25 protein-coding genes and 1 riboswitch are annotated in these 21,236 nt (G+C 50.8%); of the genes, 15 read left to right on the plus strand and 10 right to left on the minus strand.

Annotated elements, in window-relative coordinates:
- Window positions 1-3: 3 nt before the first annotated feature.
- Genes NSP04_RS04030 through NSP04_RS04045 form a run of 3 tightly spaced genes read right to left on the minus strand, consistent with a single transcriptional unit; the run spans window position 4 to window position 2,593 of the window.
- Window positions 4-327, minus strand: a complete 324-nt coding sequence (locus NSP04_RS04030) for a hypothetical protein (RefSeq protein WP_257511042.1) — start codon at window positions 325-327, stop codon at window positions 4-6.
- 3 nt (window positions 328-330) lie between these two features.
- Window positions 331-1,614 carry a methyl-accepting chemotaxis protein gene (locus NSP04_RS14945; protein ID WP_306815227.1) on the minus strand — a complete coding sequence of 428 codons (1,284 nt, stop codon included), beginning with the start codon at window positions 1,612-1,614 and terminating at the stop codon, window positions 331-333.
- Window positions 1,615-1,645: 31 nt separating this feature from the next.
- The gene (locus NSP04_RS04045) at window positions 1,646-2,593 is read right to left on the minus strand and encodes a cytochrome-c peroxidase (protein WP_257511043.1); all 948 of its coding nucleotides are present in this window, start codon (window positions 2,591-2,593) and stop codon (window positions 1,646-1,648) included.
- Window positions 2,594-2,828: 235 nt separating this feature from the next.
- Here NSP04_RS04045 and NSP04_RS04050 point away from each other — a divergent pair, with 235 nt between their 5' ends.
- Complete coding sequence (locus NSP04_RS04050) at window positions 2,829-3,704, plus strand: alpha/beta fold hydrolase (protein ID WP_257511044.1); 876 nt, start codon at window positions 2,829-2,831, stop codon at window positions 3,702-3,704.
- 350 nt (window positions 3,705-4,054) lie between these two features.
- Here the strand turns inward: NSP04_RS04050 and NSP04_RS04055 are convergent, their stop codons facing one another.
- The 5 genes from NSP04_RS04055 to NSP04_RS04075 form a co-directional block, all read right to left on the minus strand.
- Window positions 4,055-5,500, minus strand: coding sequence for an NAD(P)(+) transhydrogenase (Re/Si-specific) subunit beta (locus NSP04_RS04055; protein ID WP_257511045.1), 1,446 nt, complete (start codon window positions 5,498-5,500; stop codon window positions 4,055-4,057).
- Window positions 5,501-5,524: 24 nt separating this feature from the next.
- Window positions 5,525-5,818, minus strand: a complete 294-nt coding sequence (locus NSP04_RS04060) for an NAD(P) transhydrogenase subunit alpha part 2 (RefSeq protein WP_008249635.1) — start codon at window positions 5,816-5,818, stop codon at window positions 5,525-5,527.
- Between the two features lie 13 nt (window positions 5,819-5,831).
- Window positions 5,832-6,959 (minus strand): Re/Si-specific NAD(P)(+) transhydrogenase subunit alpha, encoded by a 1,128-nt coding sequence (locus NSP04_RS04065; protein ID WP_257511046.1) that lies wholly within the window; start codon window positions 6,957-6,959, stop codon window positions 5,832-5,834.
- Between the two features lie 233 nt (window positions 6,960-7,192).
- Window positions 7,193-8,080, minus strand: a complete 888-nt coding sequence (locus tag NSP04_RS04070) for a cobalamin-binding protein (protein WP_257511047.1) — start codon at window positions 8,078-8,080, stop codon at window positions 7,193-7,195.
- A gap of 3 nt (window positions 8,081-8,083) precedes the next feature.
- Entirely contained in the window at window positions 8,084-9,946 is a 1,863-nt protein-coding gene (locus tag NSP04_RS04075; RefSeq protein WP_257511048.1) for a TonB-dependent receptor, read from the minus strand.
- Window positions 9,947-10,104: 158 nt separating this feature from the next.
- On the opposite strand from NSP04_RS04075, the gene NSP04_RS04080 reads away from it, so the two are divergent.
- From NSP04_RS04080 to mnmA, 3 genes are all read left to right on the plus strand, one after another.
- Window positions 10,105-10,248 (plus strand): hypothetical protein, encoded by a 144-nt coding sequence (locus NSP04_RS04080; RefSeq protein ID WP_257511049.1) that lies wholly within the window; start codon window positions 10,105-10,107, stop codon window positions 10,246-10,248.
- A riboswitch (cobalamin riboswitch) is annotated at window positions 10,211-10,418 on the minus strand. Its footprint overlaps the gene before it by 38 nt.
- A gap of 59 nt (window positions 10,419-10,477) precedes the next feature.
- The gene (locus NSP04_RS04085; RefSeq protein ID WP_257511050.1) at window positions 10,478-10,993 is read left to right on the plus strand and encodes an NUDIX hydrolase; all 516 of its coding nucleotides are present in this window, start codon (window positions 10,478-10,480) and stop codon (window positions 10,991-10,993) included.
- Window positions 10,994-10,998: 5 nt separating this feature from the next.
- The gene (gene mnmA, locus NSP04_RS04090; RefSeq protein WP_257511051.1) at window positions 10,999-12,066 is read left to right on the plus strand and encodes a tRNA 2-thiouridine(34) synthase MnmA; all 1,068 of its coding nucleotides are present in this window, start codon (window positions 10,999-11,001) and stop codon (window positions 12,064-12,066) included.
- A gap of 87 nt (window positions 12,067-12,153) precedes the next feature.
- On the opposite strand, the gene NSP04_RS04095 is transcribed toward mnmA, so the two are convergent.
- A complete protein-coding gene (locus tag NSP04_RS04095) occupies window positions 12,154-12,765 on the minus strand; it encodes a glutathione S-transferase C-terminal domain-containing protein (protein WP_257511052.1) in 612 nt (203 codons plus the stop codon).
- Window positions 12,766-12,956: 191 nt separating this feature from the next.
- Here NSP04_RS04095 and purB point away from each other — a divergent pair, with 191 nt between their 5' ends.
- The 11 genes from purB to NSP04_RS04150 all read left to right on the plus strand — a co-directional run bounded on the left by purB (window position 12,957) and on the right by NSP04_RS04150 (window position 20,301).
- Window positions 12,957-14,333, plus strand: coding sequence for an adenylosuccinate lyase (purB, locus tag NSP04_RS04100; protein ID WP_257511053.1), 1,377 nt, complete (start codon window positions 12,957-12,959; stop codon window positions 14,331-14,333).
- Window positions 14,334-14,435: 102 nt separating this feature from the next.
- Window positions 14,436-14,870: a type IV pilin protein gene (locus NSP04_RS04105; protein ID WP_257511054.1), complete on the plus strand. Its 435-nt coding sequence runs from the start codon at window positions 14,436-14,438 to the stop codon at window positions 14,868-14,870.
- On the plus strand, window positions 14,871-15,371 hold the full coding sequence (locus tag NSP04_RS04110; RefSeq protein ID WP_257511055.1) for a pilus assembly FimT family protein: 501 nt from the start codon (window positions 14,871-14,873) through the stop codon (window positions 15,369-15,371).
- Window positions 15,361-16,092 (plus strand): PulJ/GspJ family protein, encoded by a 732-nt coding sequence (locus NSP04_RS04115; protein WP_257511056.1) that lies wholly within the window; start codon window positions 15,361-15,363, stop codon window positions 16,090-16,092. Before NSP04_RS04110 ends, NSP04_RS04115 begins: the two co-directional genes overlap by 11 nt.
- Window positions 16,089-16,700 (plus strand): hypothetical protein, encoded by a 612-nt coding sequence (locus NSP04_RS04120; protein WP_257511057.1) that lies wholly within the window; start codon window positions 16,089-16,091, stop codon window positions 16,698-16,700. The genes NSP04_RS04115 and NSP04_RS04120 overlap by 4 nt, the downstream gene beginning before the upstream one ends.
- Complete coding sequence (locus NSP04_RS04125) at window positions 16,697-17,275, plus strand: type IV pilus modification PilV family protein (protein ID WP_257511058.1); 579 nt, start codon at window positions 16,697-16,699, stop codon at window positions 17,273-17,275. The genes NSP04_RS04120 and NSP04_RS04125 overlap by 4 nt, the downstream gene beginning before the upstream one ends.
- Window positions 17,276-17,398: 123 nt before the next feature.
- On the plus strand, window positions 17,399-17,845 hold the full coding sequence (locus NSP04_RS04130) for a type IV pilin protein (protein ID WP_257511059.1): 447 nt from the start codon (window positions 17,399-17,401) through the stop codon (window positions 17,843-17,845).
- The gene (locus tag NSP04_RS04135; protein ID WP_257511060.1) at window positions 17,838-18,326 is read left to right on the plus strand and encodes a pilus assembly FimT family protein; all 489 of its coding nucleotides are present in this window, start codon (window positions 17,838-17,840) and stop codon (window positions 18,324-18,326) included. Before NSP04_RS04130 ends, NSP04_RS04135 begins: the two co-directional genes overlap by 8 nt.
- Window positions 18,319-19,032, plus strand: a complete 714-nt coding sequence (locus tag NSP04_RS04140; protein WP_257511061.1) for a hypothetical protein — start codon at window positions 18,319-18,321, stop codon at window positions 19,030-19,032. Before NSP04_RS04135 ends, NSP04_RS04140 begins: the two co-directional genes overlap by 8 nt.
- Window positions 19,029-19,772 (plus strand): hypothetical protein, encoded by a 744-nt coding sequence (locus tag NSP04_RS04145; protein ID WP_257511062.1) that lies wholly within the window; start codon window positions 19,029-19,031, stop codon window positions 19,770-19,772. Before NSP04_RS04140 ends, NSP04_RS04145 begins: the two co-directional genes overlap by 4 nt.
- On the plus strand, window positions 19,762-20,301 hold the full coding sequence (locus tag NSP04_RS04150) for a type IV pilus modification PilV family protein (RefSeq protein ID WP_257511063.1): 540 nt from the start codon (window positions 19,762-19,764) through the stop codon (window positions 20,299-20,301). The genes NSP04_RS04145 and NSP04_RS04150 overlap by 11 nt, the downstream gene beginning before the upstream one ends.
- Here NSP04_RS04150 and NSP04_RS04155 read toward each other — a convergent pair.
- Window positions 20,298-21,233, minus strand: a complete 936-nt coding sequence (locus tag NSP04_RS04155; RefSeq protein WP_257511064.1) for a PilZ domain-containing protein — start codon at window positions 21,231-21,233, stop codon at window positions 20,298-20,300. The genes NSP04_RS04150 and NSP04_RS04155 overlap by 4 nt on opposite strands.
- Window positions 21,234-21,236: the final 3 nt, after the last annotated feature.

The raw sequence follows: 21,236 nt of genomic DNA on the forward strand, positions 1-21,236 counted from the left end.
GACTTAGGTCGCACTCAATTCGTATCCCGACACAGACTGTTTAAGAACTCCCAGCGTGTTGGTGGTGTTCAAACTAACCGCCTGCAAGGCGTTTTTCAGATCAGCCGTCTGGTTCAGTAAAGACTGCATGCTGTGCATGCTTTTCTGGGTTGACTCGACTTGCCCTAACCACAGCATCGTTTGGCCCACCGTGTTCTCAACCTGAGCGGCCACTTCCGAATTACTGACCAGAATTTTCTTGCTGTTCTCGCTGATCTGCACTGCCGAATCATTGAAGCCAGCCATGGATTGTTGAACAAGGCCAAGTGACTCCATGGTTCCTGACATACCCTACGCAATCTCGGTAATCAAGGCATTGATTTCATGGGTGGCCTGGTGACTGCTCTCTGCCAATCGACGAACTTCGTCAGCGACCACAGCAAACCCCCGGCCATGTTCACCAGCACGCGCAGCCTCGATAGCAGCATTTAATGCCAACAGGTTGGTTTGTGCAGACACCTTGGCAATTTGCTCACTGAATTCGGCAACTTTCCAGATTGATTTCTGCAAAAGCGATGCACGATCTGTGCAGTGAATCATTTCCTGGGAAAGCGCATGCGCTTGGTCGGAAACTGCCACAATTAGTGATTCCGAGGCCCGAACCTGTGCCAGGCTTTGCTGCACCTGACCTGCAGTGCACTTCAGCGAAGTGGCAGTGCCCGCAGAAGCTTCTCCCAACTCGCCAAATACCTGGTCCAACGCGCCGGCATTCTCAAGCAGTTGATTGGTATTGCTCTCGATGGTCCCCGACACTTCCGATACACTCAGTATTGAGAGCTCGAGCCGCTTGCACTCCTTTGACACCGCATCGATTGTATCGGTCAACGTGCTGACCGCCTTCTCAAGGCTTTGGCCCATCTCAGCAAGTTCGTCTTTGCCCAACCCACGAATTTTTTGCTGCCGCAAGTCACCTTTGGCCAATTGGAACAACCATTGCTGCACCGACTTGAGGCGTCCCACAATTGAACGCGCCATCCACACTGACGCCGCGAACTGCGCCATCAACACAATCACAAGACTGGCCATGGCCAACATCATCGCAACAAGCAACTCATTTTTCACATGGTTGGACTGATCAATGCCAGCTTGCCGTACCTCATTTTCATACTGTCTGGCCAAGTCAGCCATGACCTGAATTTCGGGTTTGATTTGCTGATAACCCTGAAAGGCTTCCTCGGCCCGCCCTCTGCGAGACATCACCACCACTTGCATGCGCAACGGCTTTAGCAGTTCATGTTGTGCGGTCAATTCCGCCAAAATGTCGGCGCCAAAAGAAAAGGTAGCGGCATTCTGAAAAATTTCTTCAAGCTGTGAGGTGATTCGTACCGTGTCGATTGCTGCTGCACGCACCTCATCGGCCTTGTTGGAATACACCACTTTGATCAAAGCCTGCTCAACCTCCGCCAAAGTTAAATTGGTGGTTGCGGCCAGCGACTGTTGCACCGTTCCGTCTTGATAACCCTTGTCCAAGCGTTCAATCAAAGTGTGGGCGTACAACCCAGCCACCACGCAAATTGCCATCAAGATGACAAAATTGCAGCCAGCTTGCAGCACCAATCGCTTGAAAATTCCCATTGTTCTTCTCGCTTCAGGTAGTCGCTCTGCCTTAGGGCAAACTCGGCACATCGAATGACTTCGGAGCGGACGAAAGACTGTACATAAACTCCACAAGGTCCTTTTTTTCCAGTTCCGTTAAATCCAAAGCAAACATGTTGGGCGACAAATTGGTGCGAATCTCTCCACCTTTGGTGTAATGGTCGATCACTTCACTCAAGGTGCCAGACGAACCATCATGAAAATAAGGCGCTGTATTGGCCACATCACGCAAGGGTGGTGTTTTGAATGCACCTTTGTTCACTTTGACTTTTCGAATCAGGTAACGCCCCACGTCGGCTTTTTCGGTTGCAAGCTGGGACAGCCCGATGTTGTGGAAACCATCGTCAGTGAAGTTGGTGGCTGAATGGCATTTCGAACACATGGCCTTGCCTTTAAACAACTGAAAGCCGCGCCATTCGGACCAACTTAGCGCGGCTGTATCGCCTGCAAGCCAGCGGTCAAATCTTGAGTCGTTGACCACTACAGTGCGTTGAAAGTTGGCTAGGGCCTTGGCCATTGCAGACGTGCTAACGCCTTCCGCTGGGAAAGCCTGCTTGAACATGGTCTGATACTTCGCATTTGAACTCAGAAAACCGAGAACCTGTTCGAAGTCCGTGTTCATTTCGTCTTCCGATTCCATGGGTCCCAGGGCCTGCGATTCAAGGCTTGGGTGGCGTACATCCCACATCAGGATTTTGCTATACGCCACATTGGTAATGGTCGGCGTGGCCCTTGGCAACAATTTGCCGTGGTCTCCACGCGCTGTTTTCAAGCCATCAGACCAACCCAGCGACGGATTGTGGCAAGAAGCGCACGACATATTGCCATTGCGCGACAAGCGCGGATCGAAAAACAGTGTTTTGCCCAGAGACACGCTGTTTTTGGTTAAGGGATTGTCAGGTGAAGCAGGCAGCGTGGGCAATATCCATTCTTTGTCGGCCACCGTCGCTTGCGGCACAGGACTTTACTGCGCCAAGGCCAACAAAGAGGAGACAGAAAACAAATACAATGAATAGCGGATCAGCAGCTTGGCGGCCTGTGCAATAGTCATTCCTAATTCTCTCAATGAACGATTTCAATGTATTTATTGTCGGCTGGTGAAGCAGAATGCTCATCCCCCAAATTACCCGGTAGATGGGTTACCCCAAGCCGCAGCAACTTTCGACCACATTAACTAGTCACTTATGAAACCCATGACGGAAACGACTTTCCCGGTTATAACTCCCGATGGCGCCGCAATTCACATGACGCGCTGGCATCACATCGCCGGTAAGCCGCACCTGCACTGGGCCCATGCCACTGGCTTCAATGCGCTTGCTTACGAACCTTTACTGCGGGAGCTGATACCTCACTTCAATGTGCACTCTTGGGACATGCGCGGGCATGGGGAAAGCAGATCAGCCGGAAATCCAAAAACCTTTGGTGGCTGGAACACTTATTACGATGATTTGGTCGCAGTACTCGACCAATCTCCCGAGCCAATGTGGCTGGCCGGTCATTCAATTGGTGCCACCGCCAGCCTGGCGGCAGCATCAAGACGCCCTGATAAAGTGAAGGGCTTGATTTTGATTGAGCCGGTTTTACTGGACGCCCAACAAGGCTGGGCCTTGCGCCTGGCCAACTGGTTCGGATTTGCAGACCGCATTGCCATGGCGGCAGCAGCTGCACGCCGCAGGGCCAGCTTTGCTTCACGTGAAGAAGCATTTCGGAATTACCGCAGCAAGAATGCATTCAGCACGTGGAGTGATGAATGGCTAAACGCTTATGTAGAGCATGGTTTTGTTGCCAACGATAAAAACGAAGTTGAATTGGCCTGCTCGCCCAGTTGGGAATCGCTGACCTTTCAACACACCGAACCGAATGCTGCACGCTGGATTCGCGACCCAGAATGCCCGATTCATATTTTGGCGGCCTCGAAAGGCTCCACTTTTCCGTTTACTGCGCACGCTGGGATACGCAAACGATTACCCAATTCACACATTGAAGTGATTGCTGATGCCACTCACTTTTTGCCGATGGAACACACGGAGTTGGTGGTGCAGCGGATTCGAGAAGTGGCGGGAGTTTAAGACAGCTGGTAGCTGAATCGGTAGTGCAATTAAGTGCGCGTAAGGCTGCTTTCGAAGGCTATTCACCCTGCCTCGTCTCCGCATTTTTTCCGGCTGCATGGCTCTTGCTTGGGGAGTGCGAAGCGCAATGGCGTCTTCGCATCGCTTGCTTCGCAAGCGCCCGCATGACCTTGTAAAGCCTTTCATGCCATTTGCTGGTTTGCGATTCAAGGAAATTTGCCAGCGGCTTGAAAAGGCCAGAAGGCTGAGTAATACGCAATGCGTTCGCCTTCCAGAGCGATGGTGCTAAATGAAAAAAGCCCCGTGATTGCTCACGAGGCCTTTCAATCCAAAGTAATTGCGATCCGAATTTACTCGACCGCTTTCACCATGTCTTCAATCACTTTCTTGGCGTCGCCAAACACCATCATGGTTTTGTCCATGTAGAACAGCTCGTTGTCCAAACCAGCGTAACCGGCGTTCATTGAACGCTTGTTCACGATAATGGTTTTGGCTTTGTAGGCTTCCAGAATTGGCATGCCGGCAATCGGGCTCTTGGGGTCTTTCGCAGCTGGGTTCACCACGTCGTTCGCGCCCAGAACCAACACCACGTCGGTTTGCGCGAATTCGCTGTTGATGTCTTCCATTTCGAAAACCTGGTCGTAAGGCACTTCAGCTTCAGCCAGCAACACGTTCATGTGACCAGGCATGCGGCCTGCCACTGGGTGAATCGCATACTTCACCGTCACGCCCATGTGGGTCAGCTTTTCACTGAGTTCTTTCAAAGCATGCTGGGCTCGGGCCACCGCCAAACCATAGCCGGGAACAATCACCACGGTTTCGGCGTTGGTCAGCAAGAATGCCACGTCGTCAGATGAACCACTTTTCACAGTGCGCTGTTGACCATCGCCAGCAGCGGCCGCGTCGGCTTCGCCACCGAATCCACCCAGAATCACATTGAAGAACGAGCGATTCATGGCTTTACACATGATGTACGAAAGAATCGCACCGGAAGAACCCACCAGCGAACCCGCCACAATCAACATGCTGTTGTTCAGCGAAAAACCGATACCCGCCGCTGCCCAACCGGAATAGCTGTTCAGCATGGACACCACCACAGGCATATCAGCACCGCCGATTGGAATAATCAGCGTAACGCCCAGAATGAAGGCCGCAATGGTCATAATGATGAAAGGAGTCCAGTCTTGCGTGATCGCAAACCAGATACCGCAACCAATCATCACAATTCCAAGAATTGCGTTCAGCTGGTGCTGACCCGTGAAGCGCACGGGCGCGCCCTGAAACAGGCGGAACTTGTACTTGCCACTCAGCTTACCGAAAGCAATCACGGAACCTGAGAAAGTAATTGCGCCCACAAACGTACCGATAAACAACTCAATTTTGTTGCCCAGCGGAATGTCGAAGCTACCTTTGGCCGTGATGCCAAAGGCATCGGGCTCTGCAACCGCAGCAATCGCAATCGCCACCGCTGCCAAACCAATCATGCTGTGCATGAAGGCCACCAGTTCTGGCATTTTGGTCATTTCGACGCGCTTGGCCATCATGGTGCCCAAACCGCCACCCACCACCAGACCAGCCAAAACCCAGCCCATGCCAGTGACTGCAGACTGACCCGCAATTTCAGCAAGCTTGAAGATCAAACCAATGGTTGTGACAATCGCGATTGCCATGCCCACCATGCCGAAGGTGTTACCCAGGCGCGAGGTGGTGGGGTGTGAAAGGCCCTTCAAGGCCTGAATAAAACAGATTGACGCCACCAGGTACAACAGCGTCACTGCGTTGAAACTCAATTCCATAAATTTCTCCAGATCGCTGTTGGTTTATTTGTTCTTTTTCTTGAACATTTCAAGCATGCGACGGGTGACCAAAAAACCACCAAACACATTCACAGCAGCCAGCGCCACGGCCAGCACACCCATGAATTTGCCCAGCGGGGTTACAGTCAATGCAGCTGCCAGCATGGCACCCACAATCACGATTGCAGAAATCGCGTTGGTCACCGCCATCAAAGGAGTGTGCAGCGCGGGGGTTACGTTCCAAACCACGTGGTAACCCACGTAAATGGCCAGTACAAAAATAATCAGGTTGACCACGGTGGGGCTGATTGCGTCCATGTTGGCTCCTTCCTTAAGCGTTTTTGCGTTTGAGTTCGCCACCGGTGCACATCAGGCACGCGGCAACAATGTCGTCTTCCATGTCGATCTTGAAAGCGCCTTCGGCATCGAACACCAGCTTCAAGAAATCGATCACGTTGCGGGCATACAGTGCAGAAGCATCTGCGGCCACCATGGCAGCCAGGTTTGCATAACCCACAATTTTTACGCCATTCACGTCGACAATCTCGTTCAGTTTAGACAAGGGGCAATTGCCGCCCTGCTCCACCGCCAGGTCGATTACAACTGAACCGGGCTTCATGGCGCGCACTGTTTCTTCGTGCAACAGGGTTGGTGCTTTGCGGCCAGGGATCAGCGCCGTGGTAATCACGATGTCGCTTTTCAGGGCTTTCTCGTGCACCGCCACTGCTTGGCGCTTCATCCAGCTTTCCGGCATGGGGCGGGCATAGCCACCCACGCCTTTGGCGATTTCACGTTCTTCATCAGATTCAAAAGGCACGTCAACAAATTTCGCACCCAGCGACTCAACCTGTTCCTTGGTTGCAGGGCGAACGTCAGATGCTTCGATTACTGCACCCAAACGCTTTGCAGTTGCGATGGCCTGCAATCCGGCAACACCGACACCTAGAATCAGAACACGTGCTGCTTTCACGGTACCGGCAGCCGTCATCAACATGGGCATGAAGCGCTGGTACACATTGGCTGCAATCATGACCGCTTTGTAACCGGCGATGTTGGCTTGTGAAGAAAGCACGTCCATACTTTGGGCACGGGTTGTGCGGGGCGCAGCTTCCAGTGCAAAGGCGGTCAGGCCCGCTTTGTTCATGGATTCAAGCGCTGCGCTGTCGAACGGATTCAACATGCCCACAACAACCTGGCCGGAACGATAGGCTGACAACTCGTTTTCCGCAGGCGCACGCACCTTCAGAATCATGTCGCAATTGCTGATGACGTCCATTGCACGATCAACAATTTTGGCGCCCACTTCTTCATAGGCTTTGTCGGTAATTGAACTGGAAAGTCCAGCACCGGCTTGCACGAACACATCGTGTTTTTGGGAAATGAGCTTCTTCACCGTTTCAGGTGTGGCGGCTACACGCGTTTCTCCGGACCTTGTCTCGGCCGGGATTCCGATTTTCATGGAACTTCTCCTTGTGGGAAAGCGCTTTTATGTGATGTTTAAGAACTGCGAATACACTGATGGTGCGGACTATAGCACGGTAGTATCACTCAATCTAAGGGAATACCACAACCCGGTAATTGACAATTTACCATGTCAAATAATAATTTGGCCGGACTGCGCCTTGAAACAACTTTCATCGAAACACTAAATTTCTACAGTGAGAAGGCACCACCCCACTTCTGGCAATAAAACTACGGACGGAGCGCCGAACGTGCCTTGTCTATGTGCGCACAAACCAGCTTCGCCGCTTGAAGCAACCGAGGCCCGTTGCGCACCAGAATATCATCTGGAACAGTGTGCATTCGGCCGTTTTGTACCGCACGCAATTGCGGCCAGGCAGCCCATTGATTGACAAGCTGCTGGTTGTCTGTAAGCGAACCACTGTTGAGAAGCACTGCCGGGTTTCGTTTAAGCACCCCTTCCACACTGACCTGTGCAGCCAAACTGGGCAAATCTGCAAATACATTTTGCCCACCACACAACTCGATGACTTCCGATACAACATGTTGCCCGCCCAAAGTCATCAAGGGTTGATTCCACACTTGATAAAACACCGGCACTTTGGTGCGGCCTGCATGTTCAGTTCGCAAAGTCTCGAACTGCTTTGCCCATTCATTGATAGTGGCTTGGTTTGCAGCACCGGTGCCAAATAACGTTGCCACGCGCTGCATGGTGCTGGCTACTTGCTCAATGCTTTTGGGCTCACTGACAAACACAGGCAAACCGGCCTTGCGCAACTGCGCGACCACGTCCATCGAAATACCTGACTGCCAGACCAGCACCAAATCAGGCTTTTGGGCCAGAATGGTCTCGGCCCCGAGCATCCAAGGATTGCCAAGCTTGGGCAAAGTTTTTACTGATTCCGGAAAGTTGCTGGAACCATCCACTGCCACCACCCTGCCCAAGCCGCCCACAAAGTCGACGATTTCGGTAAGGTGGGGGGCGAGCACCAAAACGCGCTGGGTTCGTTTTGCACACACGGTTTGATTGAGGTCGTCTTGGACGCAGGGTGTGGCCAAAGCCACTTGTGCAACCCAAGACAGACCAAGCAATAAAATCAGGCGAGTCAGCTGAGCCACGGGCTAAAACTCTGAATTAAAACTAAGGAAAACCGCACGTCCAATTTCCGGATAAATTCCACCCGCTTGGAATTGCTGCCGATAATACGATTTATCAAACAAGTTTTGCACTTGTAAAACCAGACTGTAACTTTCTTCACGCATTCGAAGATTAATGTCCAAGACACCGTACCCGGGCACCTGAAGATCAGTGTCACCAGCCGCTCGCTGATTTGAGCGTGCATCGAATATTGCTTCACTAGACCATTTTGAATTCCAGTCGTACTCAGTTGATACTTTCAGATTGTGCGCCGACACCAAGGGCACCCTTCCCCCGCTTTGATTACCAGATCTGAATTCGGCGTCAATGTACTGATACGCCATCGCCAGGCGCAGATCGTTGTATATCTCACCACTCCAACGAAACTCACCGCCTGTCCTCCTCAACGCGTCTAAGTTCGTATTGGCACCGGAGAAGAAAGGAGAAATAACCACGCTTGGATCATTGAACAATTCATTTTCAACGTCCATCAAGAAAACACTACCTGCAAACTCGCCGGAAAAAAGGTTTGTCTGAAAACCAGCTTCAAGCTCGTCTGCTACCTGCGGATTTAAAAACGGAACCTGTGTCGTTCCAAATCCTGCGAAGCCATTTTCATCAGCATTCGGAATTCGAAAACTTCTTGAATATTTTGTATATAAAGTTAGCGCCTCTGCTGCGTTCCACGACACCCCAAGCTGATGAGCAAGCAATGAATATTCGCGCGTTTCACCGCTTAATTTTTGCTGTTCAGAACGCTCATAACGACTACCCGTGTTAATTCGAACAACTTCATTTACGGTCCAATCGTCTTCAATAAAAACTGCATTGGATTCCAAAGTACCCGAGTTAAATCCTCGAAGTGCGGCTTTCTCAATGTCATAACCAATACGTACATTGTGCGCACCCTCACCCTGCTTCAGCGTGAACGTCAAATAAGGACTAATTTGATCCTGTTCGTAGCTAGAAGGAACAGGGAAACCTCCGAATGATCCAAACGAGTCATGTTTGCGACGACTAAGTCGAATACCAGAACCCCAGCTTCCGTAATCTGCAATGCCATAAAATCGAAAAATGTTTCGGTCAAACTTGCCAAAATCATTTGGATTATTAGTTTGCTTTGGATTCTGTTCAAACTGCGCGCGATTCAATACACCGGGAAATCTTGACTTGGAACCCTCTGCGGAAAAAGAGGCGCCAGCACTGTACACATCGCCCTGCCAATCCAGGGCCAAACTGCCAAGGTCTCGGCTGGCTTCGCTGTTGTCGCGGTAGCCATTGGTGGTTTCTTTTGAGCCATTAAACGCCAACGAAAAACCATTTGCTCCACCATACACAGTAGCACCCAGTTCTTTGGTGTCGTAAGAGCCATACGAAGCAAACACGTCGCCTCCAACACCTTCCCGGCCGCGGCCTTTCTTGGTGGTAATTCGAACAACCCCGCCACTGGCACCACTGCCGTAAGCCACAGAATTTCCGCCGCGAATTACTTCGATGGTTTCAATGCTGCTGACCGGAATACTGCCATACCGAGGCGTAACACCCTCGTTGTCATTCAGCTTCACACCATCGACAACAAACACCACGTTGGCCGAAGCGGTTTCACCAAAACCGCGCAGATCAACCGATGCGCTGCGGCTACCATCCAGTGGCGTACGCACATTCACCAAAGCCAACTTGGACAAGACATCGCGCACTGTGGTGTAACCCGATTTTCGAATTTGCTCGGAAGTGATTACGGTTGTTGAGAAAGGCGGATCCTGTTCAGGTGCGGCGGTTTGCGTAGAAGACACAAAAACCGGCGGCAGTGATGAAAATGCAAGCTCCTCTTGCGAATGGACAGGCATGGCGACAGCCAAACAAACGATTGATAGTTTTTTTGACAGAACGAGAGATAGATTATTTGAAAGTTTAGACACCTTGAACTCCAGTTAACCGCACCCACCGTACGGCAATAAATTCACTGGAGAAGACAAACCACAGGCGAGGAACAATATACGCAACAATGTCCACGGCAGTAAGCCAAGGCATGCACGGAAAAAAGTTCGATTTGAAGCAATTAGCCGCCTGCGCACTGCCTCCCCGCAGCACCAGTCGCTCGCCTGAATGGGACAGGCTGAACGGTCAAGGCCGGTATCCGGGCTTGTAAGTTTTGATGTGTCGCCTTCCCAGTTGCTTCTTTTCAAAAGCTTGACTACCAGTGGCAAAATGACACACCCGCACTTACTTACCGTTGCGGGGGCAGCGCAGGCTTGAACCTGCTTCCCGTTTAACTGCGCTCAAAAAATGAGCACAAGCACCTTAACCCTGCTATTCTAACGTGTTTTTTTAACTCCACCTCTCGGCGCACCCTGTTTAGGTAGTGCGATTTAAAACCCATGTCACATGTCTGGAAACCCAGCGTTACTGTAGCCGCCATTGTTGAGCATCAGGGCAAGTTCCTGATCGTGGAAGAACACACGACCGATGGCATCAAGCTCAACCAGCCCGCAGGCCACCTGGACCCAGGTGAAACGCCGCAGTTTGGTGCTGCCCGCGAAGCCCTGGAAGAATCGGCTTGGGAAGTTAACCCGTTGGGCTTGCTGGGCATTTACATGAGCCGCTACACGAGTTCCCGCACGCTGGAGGACGTCACCTACTTGCGCTTCGCTTTTGCCGCGGAAGTGGTCAAACACCACACAGACCGTGCGCTGGACGAAGGCATTATCCGCACCCTGTGGATGACTGCCGACGAACTGCGCGCCACCCAAGACCAGCACCGCAGCCCCTTGGTGATGCGCTGCGTGGAAGACTTCCTGAACTGGAAAGCCGGCAAACAGCCCATTATGCCGCTGGACCATGTTTACACACACCCCAGCGTACTTGCGGGCCCCATGCCACCCGGCGTGTCGTAAACACCATGGCTAAAACAGTGGTCATTGGCATGTCGGGCGGGGTGGATTCTTCTGTATCGGCATGGCTATTGAAGCAACAGGGGTACAACGTCATCGGCCTTTTCATGAAAAACTGGGAAGACGACGACGATTCTGAGTATTGCTCGAGTCGGCAAGACTGGCTTGATGCCGCCAGCGTGGCCGATGTGGTGGGTGTAGACATTGAAGCCGTGAACTTTGCCAGTGAATACAAAGACCGCGTGTTCTCGGTGTTTCTCGAAGAATATTCTGCGGGCCGCACGCCCAATCCTGACATTCTTTGCAACAGCGAGATCAAATTCAAGGCTTTTCTGGATCACGCTTACAGCTTGGGAGCCGACTACATTGCCACCGGCCATTACGCCCGCGTGCGTGAATTAAACGGAGAATTCCAGCTGCTAAAGGCTGTGGATCACAGCAAAGACCAATCCTACTTTTTGCACCGCCTGAACCAGGCACAACTTAGCAAAACCCTGTTTCCGCTGGGTGAAATCCAGAAAACAGAAGTACGCAAAATTGCGCTTGAACTGGGCCTGGCCAATGCCACCAAGAAAGACAGCACCGGCATTTGTTTCATTGGCGAGCGCCCGTTCCGGGAATTCCTGAACCGCTACCTGCCCACCGCACCTGGCCCAATTCTGAATGATGAAGGCCAACAGATCGGCGAGCATGTGGGCTTAAGCTTTTACACATTGGGCCAACGCAAGGGCATTGGCATCGGCGGCCAGAAAGAGGGCAATGGTGAGCCCTGGTTTGTGGCCCGGAAAGACGTGAAAAACAACACCCTGTATGCAGTGCAGGGACATGATCACCCTTGGCTACACCAGAAGGTACTTGCAGCCGAACAGGCGCACTACATTTCAGGCTATGCACCAACTGAGACGCACATGGCTTGCAAAGCCCGCTACCGGCAAGAAGACTCGGCCTGCACTTTCAAACTGACCGAGCAAGGCTTCGAGTTGAACTTCGAGGAAAGCCAGTTTGCGGTAACCCCTGGGCAAAGTGCAGTGCTGTACCAGGGCGAGGTGTGTTTGGGTGGCGGCGTGATTGCTTGAAACTGATCGCCTGAACCTGCGCTTGTATTCACATTTAAAAAAAGCCCCGAACTTGTCGGGGCTTTTTCATTGAGTAACTGCGCTGAATTACTCGGGTTTCGTGTCTTCAAAACTTGGACGGCATGCAATTCGCTCGGAATATTCATTCAACTCCGGGTACAGTTCACGCCACTTCAGCTCGGGCATGCGGAAATCGAGGTAAAACAAAGCACAGCCCACGGTTATGTCAGCCAAGCTAAATTGCTCAGTAAGGTAAAAGCCGGGGGTGGTCTTGATTCGGTGGGACACCCAAGCCAGTCCGTTGTGAATTTTCTGGGTCTGGCGATCAATCCACACCTGGCTTACTTTGTCGCCCTCATGGAATTTCTTTTCCAGCTGGATATCCACGGCAGCCTGGCTAATGCCCTGCCCCAATGACTCCATGGTGCGAACCAAAGCCCGACTGTTTGGATTGGTAGGAAGCAGGGGCACGGTTGGCATCATGTATTCCAGCATACCGGAAATAACCAATGAATCGAACACGGTTTGGCCACCGTCCAGAATCAGACAAGGCACCTTGCCCAAAGGGTTGTGGTCGGTAATGCGGGTGTTGGCGTCCCACACATTTTCCAGAACAAACTCGTACGGAATTTCTTTTTCTTGAAGCTGAACGCGAATTTTGCGCACGAAGGGGCTAGTCAGGGATCCCACTAGTTTCATCACAGTTCTCCTAAATACAATCCTGGATGAGATTGCGTCTTGTTTTTTACGACCTGAAAGTGTCTAACAGATTTACGAATTGAACAAGCAGTATTCCAAAATACAGCTGCGGGCATCACTCTCTTCAAGCAGTGAAAGGCGCGACAGGTTACAATACAAGGCTTTGAAAAACATCAACTTTCACCACACGCATGATCTCTTCCGACTCTCTAAGTACCCTGACCGCAATCAGCCCGCTTGACGGCCGTTACCAGTCCAAAGTGGCCAATTTGCGCCCTCTGCTGTCTGAAGCAGGGTTCATGCACCATCGCGTTATCGTTGAAATCGAGTGGCTTAAAGCACTGGCCAACGCTGGTTTTTCTGAACTGCCAGCCTTTTCTGCATCTGCCTTGGCAAAGCTTGAAGCCATTAAAACCGGTTTTTCGGAAGCCGATGCCCAACGCATCAAAGAATTCGAAGCCACTACCAACCACGATGTGAAAGCTGTTGAATATTTTATTAAAGAAAAATTTCAAACCGATGAAGAACTGAAGAAGGCGGCAGAATTTGTACACTTTGCATGCACCTCAGAAGACATCAACAACATGAGCCATGCGCTGATGCTGAAAGCAACGCGCGAGCAGGTCATTTTGCCGACCTTGGACCGCATGGTCACCACCCTGCGCAATTATGCCCACCAGTTTGCCGACTTGCCCATGATGTGCCGCACCCATGGACAGCCCGCCAGCCCCAGCACCATGGGCAAGGAATTCGCCAACGTAGTGCACCGCCTGGAACGCGCAATCGACGCCATCAAAGCCGTTGAATTGCCCGCCAAAATGAACGGCGCTGTGGGTAACTACAATGCCCATCTGTCGGCCTACCCTGAATTTGACTGGGAAAAACTAAGCCGCGACCTGATTGAAAGCCTGGGATTAACATTCAACCCCTACACCATCCAAATTGAACCACACGACGGCATCGCCGCCCTGATGGACGCGATTGCCCGCACCAACACCATTTTGATCGACTTAAGTCGCGACATTTGGGGCTACATTTCATTGGGTTATTTCAAACAAAAGCTGAAAGCCGGTGAAGTGGGTTCGTCCACCATGCCGCACAAAGTCAACCCCATCGATTTTGAAAACGCTGAAGGCAATTTGGGCATGGCCAATGCGGTTTTGAAGCACTTGGCCGAAAAGCTGCCTGTTTCCCGCTGGCAGCGCGACCTGACCGATTCAACCGTGCTGCGCAATTTGGGTGTGGGCATTGGCTACGCCATTCTGGCCTATGAAAGCTGCCTGCGTGGCTTGGGCAAGCTTGAAGTGAATGAAGCAGCGATTGCCGCCGACATCGACAACGCATGGGAACTTCTGGCCGAGCCGGTACAAACCGTGATGCGCCGTTACGGTTTGCCCAACCCCTATGAACAACTGAAAGAGCTGACTCGTGGCAAAGGTATTACGCAAGAAGGCTTGAAAACCTTCATTCAGCAACTTGATTTGCCTGATACTGAAAAAACCCGACTATTGGCCATGACTCCAGCCAGTTACATTGGCAAGGCTGCTGAACTGGCAAAAAGAATCTAGCCTTCAATTGCCAGTACTTGAGTACCCACACAGCAGGGGGATTCTGCTGCATTCCAAACTCGACTAGCCTGTCAACATAGGGCATACGTTTGGAAACGGGTCATGAACAGGTACAAAGGCTTCACAATCCTTGAGGTGTGTATAGGGTTGGCAATTGTTGGAATACTTGCCACCCTTTCCATCAATGGTTACGAAGGAATTCGCGAAAGAAACAATTTCAAGGCCATGCAAGAACTGGCCTCAAAGCTTGCCTTGGAACAACAGCACTACCGTCAGAAATTCAAACGGTATGCAACCCAAATTTCAAGCAGTGGCACGTCAAATTCAAGCTATCTGGTCATTCCAAACGCACAGCAGTACCAGATAGCCTTGTCTTCATCCAACACACGTGATTTCACCGCAACCATTCGCCCCACCGATCAAGCATTGCAAACCCCAAACAACTGCCGAAGTTTGCTTTTGTTCAGCAATCGCGGTTACCTGCGTTATGAAACACGTTCCGCTTCCGGTCAGAACACCACCTCGGAGTGCTTGTAAATGAAGCATGAACTTCGCGGATTCACCCTGATTGAAATGCTGATTGTGTTGGCAATTTCTGTCGTGGCAGTGGCCAGTGCCATGCCAAGCTTGAAAGAGTTTTACGCCAGACAGGAATTGAAGTCTTACATGGCACAGACCATGAATTTCATTCAAAGCGCGAGGCAAATGGCTTCTACCACCGAATGCCTTTCCCGGGTCAGCTTAAGGCCTGATGGAAATGGTACCTACATTCGATCGGAGGTCATTCGTAGCAGCGAATGGAAAGGTTGCGAGCTGTGGTTCCAGCAATCGGGGCAAGGCAGCACAAACAGTTTTCTGATTAATGATGCACGGGTAGAGCACATGGCGCTGCAACAGGCCACCACACTAGAATTTGACGGCGTTTCTGGAAGCCTTAGCCCCGCAAGTCAAAAAACCTTCATCGTACTCAGCAAGGGTTTGCGAGCCACATTCTCAATGGAAGGCATTGGTAACGGGGTCGTGACCTATGCAAATTAAACAGCGCCAGCAAGCTGGCTTTTCACTGGTGAACATGATGCTGGCCACGGCATTGATGGCCCTGGCTGTGGGTGGCGCCATGAATACCTATTCATTTCTTCTTTCCCGACAAGCTGGTGCAACGCAAGACGAGACGTACAACAAAGCTGTACGAATGGGCGAAATTGTCGCAGCCCGAATCAGTCGGGGGGGAGCGTACGCCGAAGACAGGAATCAAAAAACCACACTGTACGGTGGCATGAAGATATGCACCCTGAATGCACAATTGAATACATGTGGCCCATACAACCCCGCAGTGAATCGATCTTGCTTGGCCCTACCCACCAAGGTTGGCTATGGTGCACTGGCTACTTTTGAAATGAAGGGAATTCGTTTGGCGAACGGCCAGCTGCAACAAACGTCGTCGAACGGGCTAGACGACCAAGGGATGAAAAACTTTGATCTGCAGGGGTTCTGCATAGCGAATGACTGGATATCCTTGCATTCCAGAAATGATGTGGTGGTGAATTCTTTTTCGCTGTGCCGTTTTGATGCCCAAAGCAGCAATGACCTACAACGCAATTACCGAACCAATTGCCCAACCATTTTGAAAAACAACAAGAATGACAAGACATTCTGGATGATGTTGATAGAACTGGAAAAAACTGGCATTCAGTCCGACAGCATCATGTATTCCCGCATCATCCCATTGCTGAATGCAACAGAGGTAAAAACACTATGAAAAAACGGCAACACGGCTACATGGCCTTGCTTTTGTCTTCTATTCTTAGCGCAGGCTTGGCTTTGGCAGGTGCTGCATCAACCACTGGCACCAACATGAATATTTACCACAGCGACAACAAGGCAAAAATTGAGGAGGCCCAGCAACTGGCCGAAGCGGGCCTGAGCTATGTAAGATATTTATTGGACGGCGAAATCAATTACAACCCACGCATGGCGGCATTCATTGAGAAACACAAGAATGACCCAGATGTGGCCTATGCAAAGTGTAACTACGGCGTAGAAAATTCACTACCCGACGAGCTCGTACCCCAAAAAACTGTAGAAACCATTACCACGCCGAATGCGGATCAGAAAATAGAAATTCGCGTTTTCATGGCGCCTTACAATTGCAACATGATTGATTTGGAAGACATCAATTATCGGGCTGTGTTCGAGGTCATTGGCAGCACCAACTGCGCCAATAACAGTGAAGAATGTGTAACCCGGTCTATCACTTATCAAACCTATAATTCGACCGAAGACTTTTACATCACTTACAAAGAACCCGATTGCGCTACTTGCCCACCGAAAGGTGGCAACAGCGACGGCGGAGGGGTAAGCATGTGAAAACCTATGTCACTCCAAACACCCCGCAGGTTGGTTTTAGTCTTCTCGAAGTTCTCATTTCTATTCTGATTTTGTCAGTTGGGCTGACTGTGTACGCCAACACATCATCAGGGCTAATCGGCAGCTCAGTTGACAACAGCGAAAGACAACATGCCGCCGTAAAAGCAGCTGAGCTTGGAATGGCAATCCAGGCACATGTGGCCAACATGCCCAATACAGCCAACAAACAGGCCATTTATAACCAAGCTAGAAATTTTGCAAACCGCATGCAAAGCGACCTCGATGATGCAGCGGTTGGCCTTGGATATCAGTGCACCTCGGGTGGTATTCCGGTTCCCTTGGCAGGTGCGGGCGCTACGAACGGCGGTACAGATTCAACCCTCTACAAGTCTTTCGGACAAGGCCCTTCTTCATGCGTATCGTTTAATGTGAGTGCAGCAGGCCCAGACTTGATGTACGGCGCTGCGTGGGTGCAGACAACGATCACTTGGCTTCCCGTTAAGTCTTCAGACAATTCATCTTCAAGTATCACCATTTCCACCTTGGTAACTCCTTACCTGCTGGCTGAAAAATGACTCGCTAGCGGTGGTCATAGCCAAGCAACAAATCCCTGACTATAAGTAGCCCGCCTCGGGGATGATGCAGTAGTGACCCCTGCACCATACTCAAGAGTACAAGGACACTTTTCGGTGCTGAATATGCGTGCGGCTCGTGGTTTCACCCTGCTTGAACTTGCGATTACGATAGCAATTGTTGGTATTCTAGCGACCCTGAGTTTTGCGGGTTATGAATCCAGCGTTGAACGGTCAAACTTTCGTTCCATGCAGGAGTTCGGGGTTGAGTTGGCCCTAAAGCAACAAATGCACCGCCAACGATATGGCCGCTATGCACAAAATATTGCAAACAGCGGCAACACCGACGCAAATCGGCTGGTGATGCCCTCGGTCTCGGATTACGCTGTCAGTATTTCCAGCGCTGACTTTCGAGGCTTTCGAGCACAGGTTCAAGTTAACCAAGGCGACAGAATTCGTCTGCCCACTGACTGCAAAGTATTGGTGGTCGTAAGCGACATGGGCAATCAAAGATTTGCTTCTACCTCTGCATCGGGTCAAAACACCTCCGCCAAGTGTATTCCCCATGGATAAGTCAAATTCAGGCTTCACCTTGCCGGAAGTACTGTTCTGCCTGAGCATCATCGGCATTTTTGCTGTTGCGGTAGTTCCCGGCATGAGCGCGGTGTTGAACACACACGCTCTTAAAGTAAAAGTGTCACGTCTGGATACGTACGTAGATCAAGCGCGTAATTTGGCTGCGATTACGGAATGCCCGGTTCAAATGAATCTTCAACCCGCGCAAAGTGCGGTGAATGTTTCTGTACAAGTTGAACTGGACCCTTTTTTGAAGGGCTGCACAGCCTGGCATTCGCAAACCGTAGACCAAAACAATCGAGGGTTCAACGCCGTATTGGAAAACGTCACCTTAGCAAGCGTTACCGGTCTTCGATTCAGTGCGGTGTCGGGCAGGCTGGATGCTCAAAATCAAACAGACCTAACCCTGAGTTACAGAGACAGGATCGCCCAGATCAGGTACCAGGGCATTGGCAATGGCGTGGTGAAATATGAGTAAGAAAACGCAATGGGGCGCTTCGATTGTCAGCATGCTCATTGGGGTAGGTCTGCTGTCGATCACAATTGCGGGCGCATTCAAGCTGCTGGGTATCAGCATGAATGCACAAAACAATTTGAATACCGAAAACCTGGTAGATCAGGTCAACCGAATTGGCGAATTGGTAACGGTGCACCTGAACCGAGGCGGCAGTTTCAAGAACTCGGAAGTGGACGCCAAAGGAATCCAATTGTGCAGCCTGTCCGCGAATGCCAAACAATGCAATGGCTACAACCCTAACACAACAGAATTTTGTTTGAGCATTCCCACACGCGTGGGCAAGGGTGGTCGAGATGTAATCAACATGACAGGTTTCCGCCTGTTCCGGGGAGCGCTCGCCCAGCGAGAGATGCCTGACGCGGATATGGCCCAGTTCAACCACGCCACATTTTGCAGAGACGATGCCGCGTGGCGCAATTTAAACAACACGGAAGACTATGTTTTCAGTGCGATCCGCTTTTGTCGATTTACAGCGAATACGCCCCAGCAAGTGACTCAAAATTACGAACAAAACTGTGGTTCAGTGATTGAAAATGAACCACAGTCGAACATGTTCTGGATCGCCTTGTTCAAAGCAAAAATTGGGAATGGCTTGACTGAAGGTGAATATGAGGAAGCAAAAATCATTCACCTGTTAAACACCACTCGGGTAAGGAACGGCTCATGAAACGCACCTCAAATTGGGCAAAGAAAAATCAATGCGGTGCCGTTGGTGTATTCATGGCAATTGCGCTGGTTATTGTTTTTGGTTTGATCAGCTTGCAAAACATAACTTCTACAAGTACTGACCTGTATCTCTCCAACTCAAAACAACACATTGAAGAGGCGCGTCAACTTGCCTATGCAGGCCTTCGGCATTACACCCACAATTTTGGCAATGATGAAGCAATTAACAACTTGATCACTCAACACCAAGGCAATACTTCAATCATCGGGGAATGCTCGTTCGTGCAGCCCTTGCCAGAAACCCTGAACCCGCAGGTCCAACTCGCGAATCCGGCTGTTCCAGACGGCTCCAGACAGAACGTTGAAATTCGTGGATTGATTGTTCCCTACAATTGCGACAATGCAATATCAGACGACAACTATCGGGCGACTTTTGAAATTGTGGCCAGTGTGAACTGTTCAAACAATGAAAGTGGCGTGGGCTCTGGCTGCGTAAAACGTTCGTTTGTTTTCAACCGTGAAGATAACGATGACGGCAATTTGGCCTATTTGCCCTCGCCAAGCCCTCCGCCGCCTCCACCACCGCCCCAGGAGTACTATGAACCACCGAGCTATTGGTACGGTCATGAATACAGCAACAATGACAGTTACGAGAACAACGACCAGTCGGGACCGCCTGCAACCGAACAGCCAGTGCCCCCACCCTCCAACTCAAAAGGAAAACAAGAAGTTGGCTTTTAAAAGTGGTGGGTTCACTTTTGTTGAATCCTTGATCGCAATTTCTATTTTGTCGATCGGTCTTCTGCTTTACGCTGCCAACTGGACCGCTAACTTTGGTGCAAAAAGCGCAACACACGCACGATCGATTGCGGCGACACAAGTTGCAGAAATTGGCAATGTGCTATTGGCTAACATTTCTGATTTAAATCGCACCGCACCTCGCGGGCAGGTTATATCCCGCGTCCAACAGTTCTCCAATCAATTGGAAAGCCATCTGAATGGCTTCGCAGGGGCAAATGGATATACGTGCGACCAGTCGGCACCCAGAGTGATCGGTACACCTGATACCACCATCAACATTAACAACTCCACGTTACCCCGGGCTTGGGCTCAAGGCGCAGCAAGCTGCATAAAGATCAACCCCATGCCAAACATTGGCACTGACACCAACGGAGTTTGGGTGCGAATTGAAGCGAACTGGATTGACGCGCACACCCAACAAGGTCAAAGCGAAAACGTGAGTGTCTACACCCTGGTTAGTCCGCTCTAAGTCTTCGAAAACAGCTGTGGCCCCAAACGGTGATTCAAACGCTCGCTTACAAATGCATGAATTACCGCAAACTGATCGTCTTTGAGCGATTTCAATGCAAGGCCGTACCTGGAAGAAGAAACACCTGAATCGCGTGGTTTGGAGACCACCTCGGCATCACACTCAATCAAGTATTTTCTATCGTCGAGAATTATTTGAAAAGCCAGTGAAATGGTTTTTCCAATCGCCAAAACGACCGCTTTCGAAAGCAACAATTCCAACCCACTTGTGGAAATGTTATCGATCACTGCCGTAGTCGCCTCATCTTCAGTCGCTTTGTCCGTGTTCAAACGAACAGTGGCAGGCAAATCGCAATTGACTCTTCGTGCGCGGCGAATCGCCTGAGATTCAAGATGAGTTTCATGTGGCCAGGACATCACCAACAACGGATGCGGTGAAAGCAAAACCTTCTCAACCATCGAACTGAAGCGGTACAGGGAAAGACCATAAGTGGCATGGAACTCCCATATTTGCCCTTCTTTGGTGAAAATGCATTTGCCATCTCGCAGGGGATGGCTCACCAAAATAGCAGCTTGAGGAATGCTGCCGATTAAACGCACTTGAAATGGGTCTTTGGACTGACCTTGAGCAAACATTTTTAGCTGGCTGCCGGTTTCAAAAGGATCTTCGAAGGTCTGCCTGGCAGGCAAAATTCGCGGTAACACAGTGGAATCGAGAGAGGTCTTTCCGGGCTTGATTGAAAATTTCACAGCCCAGCGCGGGTTGTGATAAAGTCCCTTTTCCGCCAGTTCGTCGAGTTGCTTTTGGCTGCTGATCGCTTGGCCTTCGGCCAGCAACAACACACCGGTTCGATCAAAAATTGCGAACGGCAGTGCCTTGCCTATCTCAATATCGCCTTTGGCCAAAGGCGACAGGTCCTTGGAATTGTCCACACT

Source organism: Limnobacter parvus (assembly GCF_024623725.1).
In the GTDB taxonomy this organism is placed as follows: Bacteria; Pseudomonadota; Gammaproteobacteria; order Burkholderiales; family Burkholderiaceae_B; genus Limnobacter; species Limnobacter parvus.